17 protein-coding genes are annotated in these 15,181 nt (G+C 51.8%); 9 read left to right on the top strand and 8 right to left on the bottom strand.

From position 1 onward, the window contains the following. Window positions 1-332: 332 nt before the first annotated feature. The 3 genes from A1332_RS22530 to A1332_RS22540 all read right to left on the bottom strand — a co-directional run bounded on the left by A1332_RS22530 (window position 333) and on the right by A1332_RS22540 (window position 4,802). Window positions 333-2,831 carry an ATP-binding protein gene (locus A1332_RS22530; RefSeq protein ID WP_231890397.1) on the bottom strand — a complete coding sequence of 833 codons (2,499 nt, stop codon included), beginning with the start codon at window positions 2,829-2,831 and terminating at the stop codon, window positions 333-335. Between the two features lie 118 nt (window positions 2,832-2,949). Beyond that, on the bottom strand, window positions 2,950-3,864 hold the full coding sequence (locus tag A1332_RS22535; protein WP_197491540.1) for a phosphate/phosphite/phosphonate ABC transporter substrate-binding protein: 915 nt from the start codon (window positions 3,862-3,864) through the stop codon (window positions 2,950-2,952). Window positions 3,865-3,878: 14 nt separating this feature from the next. Continuing rightward, window positions 3,879-4,802 (bottom strand): phosphate/phosphite/phosphonate ABC transporter substrate-binding protein, encoded by a 924-nt coding sequence (locus tag A1332_RS22540; RefSeq protein ID WP_064010651.1) that lies wholly within the window; start codon window positions 4,800-4,802, stop codon window positions 3,879-3,881. 671 nt (window positions 4,803-5,473) lie between these two features. On the opposite strand from A1332_RS22540, the gene A1332_RS25495 reads away from it, so the two are divergent. Beyond that, a complete protein-coding gene (locus A1332_RS25495) occupies window positions 5,474-5,620 on the top strand; it encodes a hypothetical protein (RefSeq protein ID WP_157204088.1) in 147 nt (48 codons plus the stop codon). A gap of 181 nt (window positions 5,621-5,801) precedes the next feature. Next, the gene (locus tag A1332_RS22550) at window positions 5,802-6,038 is read left to right on the top strand and encodes a hypothetical protein (RefSeq protein WP_157204089.1); all 237 of its coding nucleotides are present in this window, start codon (window positions 5,802-5,804) and stop codon (window positions 6,036-6,038) included. A 36-nt stretch (window positions 6,039-6,074) separates the two neighbouring features. Here A1332_RS22550 and A1332_RS22555 read toward each other — a convergent pair whose 3' ends face one another. From A1332_RS22555 to A1332_RS22575, 5 genes are read right to left on the bottom strand one after another with little or no spacing between them, the layout of a single operon-like run. Then, the gene (locus A1332_RS22555) at window positions 6,075-6,467 is read right to left on the bottom strand and encodes a thiol-disulfide oxidoreductase DCC family protein (protein WP_064010700.1); all 393 of its coding nucleotides are present in this window, start codon (window positions 6,465-6,467) and stop codon (window positions 6,075-6,077) included. 8 nt (window positions 6,468-6,475) lie between these two features. Next, a complete protein-coding gene (locus A1332_RS22560) occupies window positions 6,476-7,207 on the bottom strand; it encodes an MBL fold metallo-hydrolase (RefSeq protein WP_064010654.1) in 732 nt (243 codons plus the stop codon). Window positions 7,208-7,247: 40 nt separating this feature from the next. Beyond that, on the bottom strand, window positions 7,248-7,682 hold the full coding sequence (locus A1332_RS22565; RefSeq protein ID WP_064010655.1) for a GlcG/HbpS family heme-binding protein: 435 nt from the start codon (window positions 7,680-7,682) through the stop codon (window positions 7,248-7,250). Between the two features lie 31 nt (window positions 7,683-7,713). Next, entirely contained in the window at window positions 7,714-9,108 is a 1,395-nt protein-coding gene (gene fumC, locus A1332_RS22570) for a class II fumarate hydratase (RefSeq protein ID WP_064010656.1), read from the bottom strand. Between the two features lie 12 nt (window positions 9,109-9,120). Continuing rightward, window positions 9,121-9,567, bottom strand: coding sequence for a ferritin-like domain-containing protein (locus A1332_RS22575; protein WP_064010701.1), 447 nt, complete (start codon window positions 9,565-9,567; stop codon window positions 9,121-9,123). 154 nt (window positions 9,568-9,721) lie between these two features. Here A1332_RS22575 and acnA point away from each other — a divergent pair, with 154 nt between their 5' ends. The 7 genes from acnA to A1332_RS22600 all read left to right on the top strand — a co-directional run bounded on the left by acnA (window position 9,722) and on the right by A1332_RS22600 (window position 15,128). Beyond that, the gene (gene acnA / locus A1332_RS22580; protein WP_231890393.1) at window positions 9,722-12,508 is read left to right on the top strand and encodes an aconitate hydratase AcnA; all 2,787 of its coding nucleotides are present in this window, start codon (window positions 9,722-9,724) and stop codon (window positions 12,506-12,508) included. 90 nt (window positions 12,509-12,598) lie between these two features. After that, the gene (locus tag A1332_RS25120) at window positions 12,599-12,790 is read left to right on the top strand and encodes a CPXCG motif-containing cysteine-rich protein (RefSeq protein ID WP_082879838.1); all 192 of its coding nucleotides are present in this window, start codon (window positions 12,599-12,601) and stop codon (window positions 12,788-12,790) included. Window positions 12,791-13,075: 285 nt separating this feature from the next. Next, entirely contained in the window at window positions 13,076-13,363 is a 288-nt protein-coding gene (tnpA, locus tag A1332_RS22585) for an IS66 family insertion sequence element accessory protein TnpA (RefSeq protein ID WP_064010657.1), read from the top strand. Beyond that, window positions 13,351-13,701 carry an IS66 family insertion sequence element accessory protein TnpB gene (gene tnpB / locus A1332_RS22590; RefSeq protein WP_064010658.1) on the top strand — a complete coding sequence of 117 codons (351 nt, stop codon included), beginning with the start codon at window positions 13,351-13,353 and terminating at the stop codon, window positions 13,699-13,701. The genes tnpA and tnpB overlap by 13 nt, the downstream gene beginning before the upstream one ends. A gap of 96 nt (window positions 13,702-13,797) precedes the next feature. Beyond that, on the top strand, window positions 13,798-14,412 hold the full coding sequence (locus tag A1332_RS22595) for an IS66 family transposase zinc-finger binding domain-containing protein (RefSeq protein WP_419866004.1): 615 nt from the start codon (window positions 13,798-13,800) through the stop codon (window positions 14,410-14,412). An 11-nt stretch (window positions 14,413-14,423) separates the two neighbouring features. After that, window positions 14,424-14,648 carry an IS66 family transposase gene (locus tag A1332_RS26600; RefSeq protein ID WP_419866005.1) on the top strand — a complete coding sequence of 75 codons (225 nt, stop codon included), beginning with the start codon at window positions 14,424-14,426 and terminating at the stop codon, window positions 14,646-14,648. Between the two features lie 18 nt (window positions 14,649-14,666). Continuing rightward, window positions 14,667-15,128, top strand: a complete 462-nt coding sequence (locus A1332_RS22600) for a FlhC family transcriptional regulator (RefSeq protein ID WP_231890394.1) — start codon at window positions 14,667-14,669, stop codon at window positions 15,126-15,128. Window positions 15,129-15,181 lie beyond the last annotated feature (53 nt).

Consider the following 15,181-nt stretch of genomic DNA (forward strand, 5'->3'; position numbering starts at 1 on the left):
TTTTTCAACACAATCGGCCATCTGCGGACATTCGCTGGCTTGTTACATCGGCGAAATGAGCGTCAGCCCCCCGCTGAAAACCGACGTTCGGAAAAGCAAGGTGAGCTTCCCGTTGATGGCGGCCGGCACCTCATAGCCTTTCCCCATGAGGACATTCGACAATATATTGCAGGAGACCCTAGTATCATCCACGGCGAGTATTTTGCCTTTGTTTGTCATTGCGTAATCCTTAGGGCTCGTCGGTAAATAACTTGTACACTTCTATTTGTCAAAATGACCATGCGACAGGGATAGAAAGGACTTAAATAAGTAAGTTATTACATAACTGACGCTTAGTCAGTCCTCAGCGCCTTCAGGATTGTAAGGTAATCAAAGTTTTCAGCAAGAGACATCAGAACTTTTTGAAGTTTTTGGTCATAGACTTCAACCTGATGAATGACAATTTCTATTCGCTCGCTTTCGAGGCTCTCAAGTGCATTCTTCAACTCGCTGCGCAATGCTTCCGGCAATGCTAACAGCATCTCGGGTGTCAACACACTAACATCCGTCGGTGGTTCGGCTGGGCCCGCGTAGACGAAACGAACGCCCAGCTGTTTGGCTAAACAATCGTAAATTTCATCGAAGTGATAAGGCTTGCGCACAAAATCGTCCATGCCAGCTTGGAGTAATTCGTCCCGCTGCTCTACAAAAACTGATGCCGTAACCGCGACGATTTTCACTGCCTCGCCGCCAGTTAACTTACGAATAATCCGTGTGGCCTCCTGTCCATCCATCACCGGCATCCGCCGGTCCATCAAGATGAGATGCGGCTGCCAGCTCTGAAACAGCTGCACCCCTTTCTCGCCATTTTCGGCCACCCTGTACTGTAGGCCGACATTCGCCATCAACTTGGATAGCAACAACTGATTTTCCAGTTGGTCTTCGACGATCAGAATCCGATAATCGGGCTGCCCCGGCTCCAGCCCCAGCACCTCGCCTTTCTCTATTGCTTGTGGCATGAGATTGTCGACCTCCTTTGCTTCCTTCAACGGTAAATCGACCGTAAACACCGAGCCCTCACCCAACGTGCTTTGTAGATTGATGTTTCCACCCATCAGACGCACAAATTGCCGGGTAATTGTCAGGCCCAGTCCCGTTCCTTTGCTGGCACCTTGCTCGCCCAATTGTTCGAAAGGCTCGAAGATGCGTTGTTGATCTTTAGGGTCGATGCCGGGACCGGAATCCTCAACTTCTATCAACAGGTGCGAAATGTGGTTCTCCTTGGTACCCAGCCGCAGGATAACTCCACCTTGTGCGGTAAACTTAACGGCATTGCCCACCAGATTGATCAGCACCTGGCGTAAACGGGCTTCGTCTCCGATGATGTAACGTGGGAATGCGGATGATTGGTCGATCAACAGGAGCAGACCTTTTTCCTTGGCGCGTATGCCCAACATCTCCGTCAAATCACGAATCATGCCGCCCAAGTCAAATGGAACATTTTCCAGCTGAGTGCGCCCGGCCTCGATCTTGGCCATTTCCAGAACATCGTTGATCAGGGTCAGCAGATGCCCGCCGCTGCGATTAATGATATCAAGGTTCTGGCGTTGGTCATCCGTCAACAACGAGTCTTTATGCATCATCCTGGAAAAACCCAGAATCGCATTCAGCGGTGTGCGTAATTCGTGGCTCATATTAGCCAGAAAGACGCTTTTTGCCTTATTGGCGGCTTCCGCGGCATTGCGTGCCAGCACCAGATCGGCGGTACGCTGTTGCACTTCTTCCTCCAGATGATCCTTATAGCGTCGCAGTTCTTCTTCGTTTTGCTTGCGTTCGGTGATATCGATGAAAATTTCCAGCAGGTCGTCACCCAGAACGACGCCGGCGACCTCCATGACACGAACATCGCCATTCTTGCAGGTCACTCGGTATTCGGTGGTCTGAATGTCTTGTCCTGTCTGAGTGGATGTTTGAAGAGCAGCCTCCCTCTTATCCAGTACCCAGCGGCGATAATCCGGGTCAGGATAGGCGAGCCGTTGCCAATTGTCCAGGGTCGGAATATCATCGTGCGTATAGCCGAAAACTCGCGCAAATCGGTAGTTAAACTCCTGGATAGTCCCGCCTTTTGTAACGTAGAGTATTGGGATTGGCTCGACCATGATAAGCCTGCGTAACCGCTCCTCGCTTTTCGATTTAGCCTTTTTTTCTGCCTCGATCGCATCCAACATTTGATACATATGGCGAGCCAGCACACCAATTTCATCCGAGCAGGCAATATCTTCGCGCTGGAATACACGCCCATGTTCGGCATCGATTGCAACGCTCACCAGATGATCCAAACCCTTTGCCAGTCGGCGCGCTAAACCTACAGCAGTCAAGCTAATAATAAATACCAAAGAAATGGCAATGCCGATACCGGCGATAGCTATCACTCGCAATTCCTTATTGGATGTGTCTCGAGTCAGTTCGACCCGCATCCAGCCAATCAAGAAATTGCCGGCCTTAATCGGGACGGCCACATCGATCACATTGGAACCATCCAGCAGGGTTTGCGGCTCAGGAGGAAGCCCAAGCAAGCGTTGGCTAATGGTGTCGCCAAAAAACTGACCGATATATTCGGGCTTGGTGGAAGCCAACACTTCACCTCTGGGTGAAAGCACGACGGCAAACTTGATGTCGGTGATATTCGTAGTACTTTTCAACACTTCCTGCAAGCCAGCGACATCATTGGCCAACACCCAGGACACACTGCTGAAGGAAAGTGCCCGCGCCAAATCAAATGCGTTCTTAGTACCTTCGGCGTACAGAAAATCACGCTGATAAGATATAAGCAAATAGCCAGTACCCAGCATGGTGACCAACGAAGCCAGGGAAAACGACCAGGCCAACTGGCGACGAATGGATTGTTCCCATAACTTGCGAAATCGCTCAGACAAATATCGGATTGGATTCATTAACGTATCCGGTTAATTACTCGATCGGACGCATCGTTTTGACAAATTTTTCCAAAAAATCGATGACCGGGCGATAGGTTTCATCATTTGCAGGCTCGAACCGAGAGACCGGCACCTGTGCCAGCATCATCCGACCTTGTTCGCTTTCCTGAAGGCTAAATAGCTGGTGCGCGAACTCATTGACGATCGGATCTGGAATATCCTTGTGCACGACCCAGCCATTGTTCAGCAATGGTTCGGTTTGCCATTTCACGACCAGTTCGCTGGCTAGCTCAGGGTTTTGGGCTGAAAAGGTTTTCCAAGGTACTGGCCAGGTGGCGCCGGCGGCCACATGCCCGCGCAATACGTTCATGATGGAGGATTCCTGCGACCCGACATAACGATTTTCGATGTCGCGGTTGATATCGATACCATGAGTGTGCAGGTAATACTGTGGCATCATAGTCGCCGCCAGCGCCGTTGCGGCCGGATAGGACACGGCTTTACCCTTGAGATCCGTTACTTCATTGATTCCGCTGTCCTTGCGTACCAGAATGATGCCGCGAAAATCGTCATCGTCACCCATCTTGCCAAAAACCCGGTAGCCATGCTTGAGAGACTGCACCGATTGATAGGGATTTGGCATCGCAAAGGCGAAGTGGCCGGCGTAGAGTTTTTTTTCATATTCCTCGTAATTGCGCGAGGCTTCCAATTTAAAACGGGCATCCGGAATATTTCCATTCATATACTCTATGATGGGCCCGTATACTTCCATAAGACGTTGCGGATTGTGCAAGGGATGGATGCCAACCACATACTCCGGTACCTTCTGAGTCTCCTGACCAGGACTAGGCTGGTAGGCGTTTTCGTCCGATTTGTCACAAGCACCTGCTAACAGCGACAGGCCCAGAATGACACCCCACCTCATGATTCTTTGAAAGATAGTATCCATAACGGTTTCCTGTCTCAATGTCGTTGAAGCGGCGAAGGAATCAAATCCGAATTATCCATAAAAAACTTGCGCGCTTTGTCATAGGATGCATCATCGGCCATCTTGAATTTTGTGGCGCTCATGGCTGATAGCAAAGCCTGCCCCGCGGCTGATGCGTGCAAATTGACCAGTAATTCCACAATGCGATCGCTCAAGTCCTTGGGAATATCATTACGCGCAATGATGGCATGATCCATGAGCGGCTCGGACCGCCATTTCAGCTCCAATGCCGATGCTTCCTGTGGGTGAGCTTTTTGAAAGGCGCTCCAGGAAAACTCTCGGGCTGTCCCGGCCGCCGTCTTGCCCAGATAGACATGCATGATCGATGATTCGTGGGAGCCAACATAAAGATTTTCGATGTCTTTAAAAACATCGATACCGTGTGATTTCAAAAACCACATCGGAAGGATAGTAGCTGCGACTCCATTGGGAGTCGGATAGCTGATTTTTTTACCCTTCAGGTCGCTCACATTGTTTATGCCGCTGTCTCGCCGCACTAAAATAATGCCATAGAACTGGTCGTCGTCCGCCTTTTTGGCGATCACATGGTAGCCATATTCGTTTGATTTGACAGTCTGGAAGGCATTTGTCATTGCGAACCCAAGCTCTCTACCAAGCAGGCCGGCTTCAAATTCCGCGTGATTTTTTGGCGCAACCAAGATTAGCTTGACACCTTCGATGTGGGCATTGAGATAGTCGACGACGGGGCCGTATACCTCCAAAACCCGCATCTGACTACCTTCTGGCACTGCGGAAAATTTGTATTCCCGCACCGAGGAAGGAGCGGGCTTAGCGGTAATTTCCGGCTGATAGGTTTCGGTAGGCGATGGGGAAGAGTCGCATCCGACAATCTGAAACAGCACGACGATGAATAATGCGAAACAATGTCTTGAAAACATGCGCTTACCCCCTGCTTTTGTTTAGCAATGATAGCCGCATGCTGCCAGTTTTTTGCTGGTTTAGCCAACAACATTTATGGGTGATAAGTGCCCTTCAACAATATGAGCTTGCACGTGACAAAGGCCTATACTGGGGGGAGAATTTTGTGTATATATTTATAAACGACAAACCCTGGCTGTCGGTTTTGCTGATATTGATGAAATATATTGACTGTTCGCTATAGACGTAGAACTGGACGGTCGACTATTGGGATGCCGAATGTCGCTTGTGGGTCGCTATGACCGATTCGCTATACCCCGAAGCCGACATTCATCTATGACAGAACTAAAATTTTATATCGCTTGGACCTTGGATAATATTTGATCTCACCACTTTGGCGGAAGATCGACAGGAGTCGCACGACCGGTGCGAACTTTAAAAATTGCCATCAGTGAAAAATCTCCGCACTAATTGCTAACGGTAAAAACAGAGAATCCAAAGCAAAACTGAATGGCAGGTCGGGAAACCCCGGGGTTAGGTTAGATACCGTACAGACCGATAGCTTTGAGGTGCATATGATTAAAAGCGGATGATTTGTATCGCAATTCGTGTTGCCGTTAATGACGGTCGGGTCGTAGCCAAACGAGAATTGTCATCAATATTCCAGAACATAAGTTTTTTGGAGATAGCCATGAAAAAATTAAGTCATTTAAAAGGTAAGGCTATGACTTTTAGCCACCAGGTAGAAGGAAGGGTACTACCACCGTTGATATTGTGGATGCTCGGAGTTCCAGGAGGGATTTGTGTGATTTTATGGTTTTTTTTCTTTAGAGATTAGTCAGCTTGTACCGTTTAAAAAGGGAATTAAAACGGGTATTGCGAGGCGTATCAGCAAAACCCGAACCGCCTGCTACGGTTGGATTGCAGGTGATCAAAATGGCGAACAATTCCTAGCGAATACTATTAATTCAGCCCATTTGCATGGATTCGTCGAACAATTCAGAAAAGGCGATTTTTCCGTGACTGAGCGCATGGATGGTTTTACCATGCATGGACTGACTCGATTAAAGTTGGCAAAACCGGACGAAATCAAATTGGAATATCGCGCTTTGGAAAATGGCGAGAGAATTCATTATTCCAGCGAATACCCTCAATTCGTTTCTGTGCTGCATGAATGGGTGGATACACAGGCGAACGAACACGGTAACGGCGACATTCCAGGCCATAAGCAGCACCATTTATCAAATTCGGAATAATATTGTCCAGCGACCGATCAAAATTGCCGACCCCGATTATTTTTGTTGCAAGCCCCGGCTTCTCAAGCGCCGATTTACCTGCCAATGGTAGATTTTCGCCAATAAAGGCCGGATCAACGGCAAACCGATCAGCCAAGCCAGCGGTTTTAGCGTCGGGACTTTATCCATCAGCAGAATGTAAGCATCTAGCTCTGAGACGATACGGCCATCCGCATCGCGCACGTGTAATTCCGATAAGGCTTTTTGGGGATCGATGCCGAGACCGCACAATTGGCTTTCCTGGCCAGTGATATCAAACCAGCATATTTGCTCTGCTGTAGTGCCGGACAGTTTTTCATAGGTATCTCTATCGCGGATGCATTTGGGACAGGCACCGTCGTAATAAACGGTCAATGTCGGGTGGTTTTGGAGTTCGGTATTGGCCGGCATGGCGATCTTCACGCTACGGACAAAAGCCGTTCGAATCCCGGCAGCCAGTCGGCGAAGTTAGCAATGTAGTTATAACCGCAGACTATTCGCAGAGATCTGGTGCTGACGATTTGGTAAATCCGTTGTGCTTGCTTTCGGGTTTCCGACTCCGGCCCGTACGGATTGAACTGCATGCCGGATGCGTTGAGAAACACGTAGTCGCAGATAAACAACACATCGCGATAGATGTAAAAGGTGAAGCCAGGGGTATGGCCGCCGATATGGTAGGCCTTGATGCCTTTATGACTGAAATCGTTTTCAAAGTGGCGGTCGATGTCAAATAAACTGACCAAGTGGTGTTTGGCGTCCTGCTCGTGCAGCCAGACCTCTGCGTGCCAAATTTGCCGATATTGGTTTGACGCGCCAAGGAAATGGTGGTGGGTAAACAGTATGCTTTGCACCGGCGCTAGATTGCGGTTGAATGCCGACGGCGAATCGATCCACACCGCTCCGTCCGCAGTTTCTATGCGGTAAGCGGCGTGCTCCAAGCCCAATTTGGGCACCGACAGTAATTGGCTGACCCCATCGGTTACAGTGCGTGTGGTCACGTGATAGGTCTTTTCGGCTGCATCCCAGGTCATGAATTGATCGTGCCGGGCGCCACAAAACGGGCACACGTCCGGCATCTCGCCGATCATGTTGTAACCGCATTGCAGGCACACCCATTGTTTAGAGTTTTCGGGGAAGTCTTGAGTCGTCATGTCGATCTCCTGCCGGTATAAAGCCCGAGCGCAGTGAGTATCAGGTCCGCCAGGGATGGGAAGGCAGATCGGACAGACCGATTACGTCGACCCCAGCCTTAGCCACTTGGTGGTCGTTTTCCACCGAACTGCCGCTGACGCCAATCGCACCGATCAACACCCCATCCTGATCGACAATGGGCACGCCACCGGGAAAGGTGATCAAGCCTTGATTGGAATGCTCGATCCCATACAAAGGCCCGCCAGGTTGCGACAGTTGGCCGATTTGTCCGGTATTCATGCCAAAAAACACGGCGGTCTTGGCTTTTTTGATGGCGATATCGATACTGCCAACCCAGGCGCCGTTCATCCGGGTAAAGGCTTTTAAATCGGCGCCGGAATCGACCACGGCAATACACATTTGCGTGCCCAGTTTTTGCGCTTCGGCAATGGCTGCGGCGATTGCGGTTTCGGCTTGTTCGGAATTAACGTGCATGGCGCGCTCCTTAGTGGTGTAATTATCGGGTTCAGATCATGCGCTCGGGACGAACAACGGCATCGAAGCCTTCGGCGCTGATTAAACCGCTGGCAATAGCCGCCTCGCGTAGCGTGCTGTGATTGGCCATCGCCGCTTTGGCGATGCACGCCGCATGGTCGTAGCCGATATGCGGCACCAACGCAGTCACCAACATCAGCGATTGCTGCATCAACTGCTCGATCCTTTCCGCGTTCGGCACAATGCCTACTAAACAATGATCGGTAAAGCTGGTCGTCGCGTCGGCGAGCAGCCTAACCGATTGCAACACGTTATAAATGATCACCGGCTTGAAGGCGTTAAGCTCCAGGTGCCCTTGCGCGCCGGCGAACGTCACCGTCGTGTGATTACCGATGACCTGCGCGCAGACCATGCTCAAGGCTTCGCATTGGGTAGGATTGACCTTGCCGGGCATCATCGACGAACCCGGCTCGTTTTCGGGGAGCATCAATTCGCCCAAGCCGCAACGCGGGCCGGATGCCAACAGGCGAATATCGTTGGCGATTTTATTCAGACTCACCGCGATGCAATTCAGTACCCCGGAGATTTCCACCAAGGCGTCGTGACTGGCCATCGCCTCAAACTTGTTTTCGGCAGAAACGAACGGCAATCCGGTAAAACTGGCCACCTGTTGGGCAAAGGCTGTGGCAAAACCCGGTTTGGCATTCAATCCGGTGCCGACTGCGGTACCGCCTTGGGCCAGCGGATACAAGCGTTTCAGACTGTCGTCGATGCGCTCGATACCCAGCCGGATTTGCGCGGCGTAACCGGAAAACTCCTGGCCCAAGCTCAGCGGCGTGGCATCCTGCAGATGCGTGCGTCCGATTTTGATGATGTTATCCCAAGCCTGGGACTTATCGAGCAAGACTTGATGCAGGTGATGTAGGGCCGATAGCAGCAGATGCTGCAATTGTTCGACGGTGGCGATGTGCATCGCGGTTGGAAACACATCGTTGGTCGATTGGCTGCGGTTGCAATGGTCGTTGGGATGCACCGGTATTTTCGAACCCAGCGCCCCACCAAGTCGCTCGCAAGCCAGATTGGCGATAACCTCGTTGGCATTCATATTGGACTGGGTGCCGGAACCGGTCTGCCAAATTACCAGCGGAAAGTGCTCGTCCAACTCGCCGTCTATAACTTTCTGCGCAGCCTCGGCAATGGCCTGGGCTATCGTCACGTCGAGATTGACGACTTCGACGTTAGCCAGCGCCGCGCAGCGCTTGACGATGCCTAGCGCTCGGATAAGCGGCCCGGGTAGTCGTTCGCCACCGATCTTGAAATGCTGCAACGACCGCTGGGTTTGTGCTCCCCAATATTTGTTGGCCGGTACGGCGATTTCGCCGAACGAGTCGGTCTCAATCCGTGTCTCGGAAGACTGATTGCTCATGTCTTGAACCGTCTATAAGTCGCCGGGCTTCAACAACATCTTCCGCACTTCGCCGAGGTGAGTTTCTTCCAATGCACACATGCGGCGCTCATATTCCTCCAACAGTACATTGCGACCATTCACCAAATCCAACAGACGGTGGTATTCGGCCAGGGCTTGAGTTTCGTGCTCCAGCGATTCGCACAGAATGTCGCCGATGTCGTGGCGGTGGGTTTCGAGTAGCGGGCCAATATCCAAAGACGGGTGGCCGCCCAAATGGGTAATCATCTCGCCGGCCTGGTTGGCATGTGCCAAGGACTCGGTCGCTTGAGCGCGCATCCACGAGACGATGGGAATCCGGTTATAGCCGAACACCATCAGGGCATAGTGTGTGTAGCGCACCACTCCCGCCAATTCGGCTTCCAGGATAGCATTCAACACACTTAAAACAGCATCTCGATTGATTTCGGTATTAGCCATAACGCCCCCTTTAAATTGTGGGATAAAGCCCTTCACACCGTTAAAATCATCGGACAACAGCGGCAACTATAAGTTTGATTTCATAAACAAACTTTTGGGTAGTAAGCGCGTTGCACGGTTAAATCGCCGGTCTACGCGAACTTAAAATACCTCGATGGGTCTTCCGCAATACAGCGTTATCGCGCCGGTGACGCTCCAAACCATGGGGGAAAAGATCATTGCAAATTTCGATCCTTTCGGTGTGATAAGGCCTTTAGGCCTGACATCGGTCACGCAGGCCAGCTATTTTTCCTTGCCCGATCTGCACATCGGCAACGGGATGGATATTCCCCGGCTGCCGTTCAGCATCAAGATTCTGCTGGAATCCGCGTTACGTAACTGCGACGGCTACCAAATCCGCGAGCAAGACGTAGCCAAAGTAGCCGGTTGGCACACGCATGGCCCGCGGCATGAGATACCCTTCAAACCGGCACGGGTAGTGTTACAGGATTTTACCGGCGTTCCCGCCTTGGTCGACTTGGCGGCAATGCGCGATGCGATCAGCGACTTGGGCGGCGACCCCGGCAAGGTCAACCCTTTGGTGCCCTGCGATCTGGTGATCGATCATTCGGTGCAGGTCGATTATTTCGGCAAAGCCAACGCTTTGGCGATGAACGAAACGCTGGAGTTTCAGCGAAACGCCGAACGCTACACCTTTCTGAAATGGGGCCAAGCCGCGTTTCGCAATCTGCGGGTCGTGCCGCCAGCCACCGGCATCGTGCATCAGGTCAATCTGGAATATCTGGCATCGGTCGTTTTCCATAATAAAGCAGCTAACGTCTGTTATCCCGATAGCTGTGTCGGCACCGATTCACATACCCCGATGGTCAACGGTCTGGGCGTGTTGGCCTGGGGCGTCGGCGGCATCGAAGCCGAGGCGGTGATGCTGGACCAACCGATCTATATGCTGCTCCCCGATGTGGTCGGCATAAAATTGACCGGCAGCCTGCCCCCTGGCGTTACCGCCACTGACTTGGTATTACGGCTCACCGAACTGTGCCGAGAGATTGGCGTGGTGGGAAAATTCGTCGAGTTTTTCGGCTCCGGCTTGTCGGCGTTAAGCGTCGCGGACCGGGCCACAATCGGCAATATGGCGCCGGAACAAGGCGCGACGGTGAGTTATTTTCCGATCGACACCGAAACCCTAAATTATTTACGCCTGACCGGCCGCAGTGACCAGCAAATCACGCTTGTCGAACATTACGCCAAACTGCAAGGCTTATTCCGCGACGACTCGACTTTGGAACCGGCGTTCAGCCAGATAGCCGAGGTCGATCTTGCCGACATCGAGCCGGCGGTCGCCGGCCCCAAACGCCCGCAAGACCGAATTGCGTTGAGCCAGTTGGGGCCTACTTACCGACACATGCTGAGCTCACCGGTTGGCAATCAGGGTATGGGGCTTACTGAAAGCGAACTGAATCGACATGCTGCGGTGACAATCCAAGGCAGTACCGAAACCATCAGCCACGGCGCCGTGGTGATTGCCGCCATCACCTCCTGCACCAATACCAGCAATCCGTCGGTCATGCTCGCCGCCGGCCTGTTGGCGAAAAAAGCGGTGGAAAAAGGCCTGAAAGTCAAAAATTACGTCAAAACCTCGTTGGCACCCGGCTCGCTGGTAGTAACGGACTATTTGCAAAAATCCGGCTTGCTGCCGTACTTGGAACGATTGGGGTTTTATCTGGTGGGATACGGCTGCACCACCTGCATCGGCAATTCCGGTCCATTGGACCCTGCCGTGGAAAAAGCCATCCTCGAGAAAAATTTGGTGGTTTCGGCGGTGTTGTCCGGCAACCGCAATTTCGAGGGCCGGGTACACCCGTTGACCAAGACTAATTACCTGGCCTCGCCGCCATTGGTGGTGGCTTATGCGTTGGCCGGGTCAACTGCGGTGGATATCAGTAGCGAGCCTATCGGTACCGGCAGCGATGGTCAGCCGGTCTATTTGCAAGACCTCTGGCCGAGCAACCGGGAAATCACCGACACCATTCGCCAATTCGTCACGCCGGCGATATTTAAACAACGATACGCCGACGTGTTTTCCGGCAGTCAGGCATGGCAACAAATTCCCATAGCCGCATCCGAACGCTACGCCTGGCAGATTGACTCCACCTACATTCGCAAACCGCCGTTCTTCAACGGTATGCCTGAGCAAACGCCAACGCCAGCACCGCTGGCCGGCTTGCGGGTATTGGCAATATTTGGCGACTCGGTGACGACCGATCATATTTCCCCTGCCGGACAAATAGCCGCCGACTCTCCGGCAGCGGCTTACCTGTCGGAACACGGCATAGCCCGTAACGACTGGAACAGTTACGGTTCGCGCCGCGGCAACGACGAAGTGATGAGCCGCGGCACTTTCGCCAATATCCGGGTGCGCAATCTGCTGGTGCAGGGCAGCGAAGGCAACTTGACCATCCACCATCCCAGCGGCGACCGGCTGAGCTTTTTCGACGCAGCGATGCGCTACAAACAAGCCGGTACGCCATTATGTATTCTGGCCGGCAAAGAGTACGGTTCCGGTTCGTCCCGCGACTGGGCGGCCAAAGGCCCATATTTGCTGGGGGTTAAAGTGGTGATCGCCCAAAGTTACGAAAGAATCCACCGCAGCAACCTGGTCGGTATGGGCATATTGCCGCTGCAGTTCCTGGCCGGCACGACGGTGGCCAGTCTTCAATTGAAGGGTAACGAAGAATTTTCTATCGCTTTAAGCAATGACGCCGACCAGCGCGAAGTGTCTGTCACGGCAACTGCGGCAGACGGCAGCGTCACTCACTTCATAACCCGAAGCCGTATTGATACGCCGGTTGAAGTCCAATATTTTTGGGACGGCGGCATTCTGCGCACGATTTTGAAAAAATTATTAGACAAGGCCTATATAGTTTCTGATTATCATCCCTGATCTCATATTTTGATTATTTTGGAGTTGAATCTACGTGGCTCATCGCATTCGTTAATTCTCAAAACCGGTGTACCAACGAAGGATGAAATTATGCAAAACTTACCAACCGCAAACATTCAGTGCCCGTACTGTTGGGAAACGATCGAAGTATTAGTAGATTGTTCGGTAGAGCATCAGGAGTATATTGAGGACTGTAGTGTGTGCTGCAGACCTATCACGATTATCGTTGAATCCTCTGATGGCGACGTAGTTAGCATTGAAAGCCGCGCCGAAGATGAGTAATTTCTAATTCAGAGCATGCCAATCCCCGATAATGTGGACGCTTTGAACTATCCATTGATATTAAAGATTGTCTGCGTCGCCCGTCCATTTCTCACCAAACTGGCCCAGAATATCGCCAACAATCACCGTGCCACGCAGTGCTGACCTGCGCTCTGAGCAACTGATGAGCGCACTGGACGACATTAACCGCAAGCATGGTAAGCGCAGTATGCAAGCGTTTAGCCGTTCCACCTGTGAAACATATTTTGCCGAAGGCATCCTGTAGTTTTTTGATCAGGAGTGGCTATGGCCGTTACAGCAAAATGGCGTCAGCATATTGAAGCATGGCAACGTAGTGGTTTATCGCAAGGCGACTATTGCATGCAACAGCAAATTAATGTTCGGACGTTCACGGCACGACTGAGCGACTATCGAAAATTGCCAGCGGCAGAGTCGGCTGCCTTGATACCGGCGCAGATTGAGCCACCGGCAACGGCGGCGATTGTTTTCAATCATGTCCAAGGCCATCGCTTGGATTTACCCATTTCGGTGTCAGCCAGCTGGGTGGCGGAATTGTTGCGATGCCTGGCTTGATCGAGAGTCCTGGGCAGATTTGGTTGGCGGTCGCGCCGGTCGATATGCGGCGCGGACTGGACGGCTTGTCGGCCATTGTCCAGCAAAGCCTTGGGCATTCGCCGTGTGCCGGATCGGCCTTTATCTTTCGTAACCGAGCCGGCAACCGCTTGCGGCTGTTGCTATGGGATGGTAACGGCGCCTGGTTATGTCAGCGCCGTTTGCATCGAGGCAGTTTTGTCTGGCCCAAGGCGACAGATGCCTGTTTTTCGGTGAGTCAGGCGCAATGGCAATGGTTGATCGCCGGGGTGGATTGGCAACGTTTGTCGACTGAGCCTCGCGCAGATTGGCAAGTCTGATTTCGGCCTTGTCCGGCCTTCATAATCAGCCTGTTAATCTGGCGAAAACCCAGTATTGATAAGGTTTCCAGGGCGATATGGCGGTATAATTACGCCATGAATCCACTTGCCAAACTCGATCAGTTGAACCTCAATCCCGCGGCCAAAAGCGAGGTGGCGGCACTGATTCAATCGCTCCTGGGTCAGGCAGATCGCGATGCGGCGCGCTTGCAATCACAAGACGCCGAGATCAAAGTAAAAGAGGCGACCATCCAAGCCAAAGACTTCAAAATCGAAGCCTTGACTCATGAGTTGGCCTATTACAAACGCATACGCTTCAGCGTCAAAAGCGAACGCTTAGCGCCGCTGCAACGCGATGTCTTCGAGGAAACCTGGAATACCGATTTGTCCGCCATTGAAGCGGAAGTCGAGCAGCTTCAAGATGACCAGCCTGACAATACGGTGGTAAAACCTAAACGTCCGCGCGCTGGCCGTCAACCCTTACCGGATCATCTGCCACGTATCGAACACCGCCACGAACCGGAAGTTTGCACTTGCAGTCACTGTGGCAAAGACCTGATGAAAATCGGCGAAGACATCACCGAACAACTGGATGTGGAGCCCGCTAAATTTTTTGTACATCGCCATTTATGCCCTGTGGGTACATTCGTCCGCAGTATGCCTGCCGCGCCTGCGAAACCATCACGGCCGCCCCAATTCCGCCGGCGGTAATTGATGGCGGCATGGCCGCCGTTGGCTTGCTGGTCTGGGTGATGATAGGCAAATATCAGGACCATTTGCCGCTCTATCGCCTGGAGCAAATCGCCGCTCGCGACATTGATTTCATTGCCCGCTCAAACTGGCTATGTTTTACCCCCAGATTTTCGAGTCAGTTTATTCAAAACATCAACAGAAAATCGTCACCGATGGTGGAAGCCATGCTCGGATTAAGCGGCACTATTGATTAAGAGAGGCAGCTAATGCTCATGAAATATCAACAGCAAACCTTGGCAATAGAACTGCTCAATCTCCATGCGAAAGTCAAAATCGCGCATCAAGCAACGGGAATTCCGGTCAAGCTATTGAGACAGACTTACCGTCAATTACATGGCCGATCGCCCAGCCGTGGATCAATCAAGTTTTCAACCCGAGGTTTGACCGGTAGTCACCGTAAGTATAAAGACGTAACCATATTCGCCGTGTGTTTTCAGGTTGCCACGACCAAATCGACAGAAAGCCAAATCCAGACACTAATTACCGCTTTTAATGCGTATAAAAAATCATATCCCTTGGGACAACTCGAGTTTTCCGATGCTTGGGTGGTGGCGCAGGACATCAATGATAAAAAAGTTCAACTTTCGAAATGTCCACAATGCCGATCTTGGGTTTTGTTAAAAGCCCGTGAAGATCTTTCTGATCGCTGCAGCGTCTGCAAAATACATTTATGAGAAGGTTAACCAAAAACATTTGAATCCTGAGTAAGAAAAAATGGCAGCTAATC

Source organism: Methylomonas methanica (assembly GCF_001644035.1).
Lineage (GTDB): Bacteria > Pseudomonadota > Gammaproteobacteria > Methylococcales > Methylomonadaceae > Methylomonas > Methylomonas methanica_A.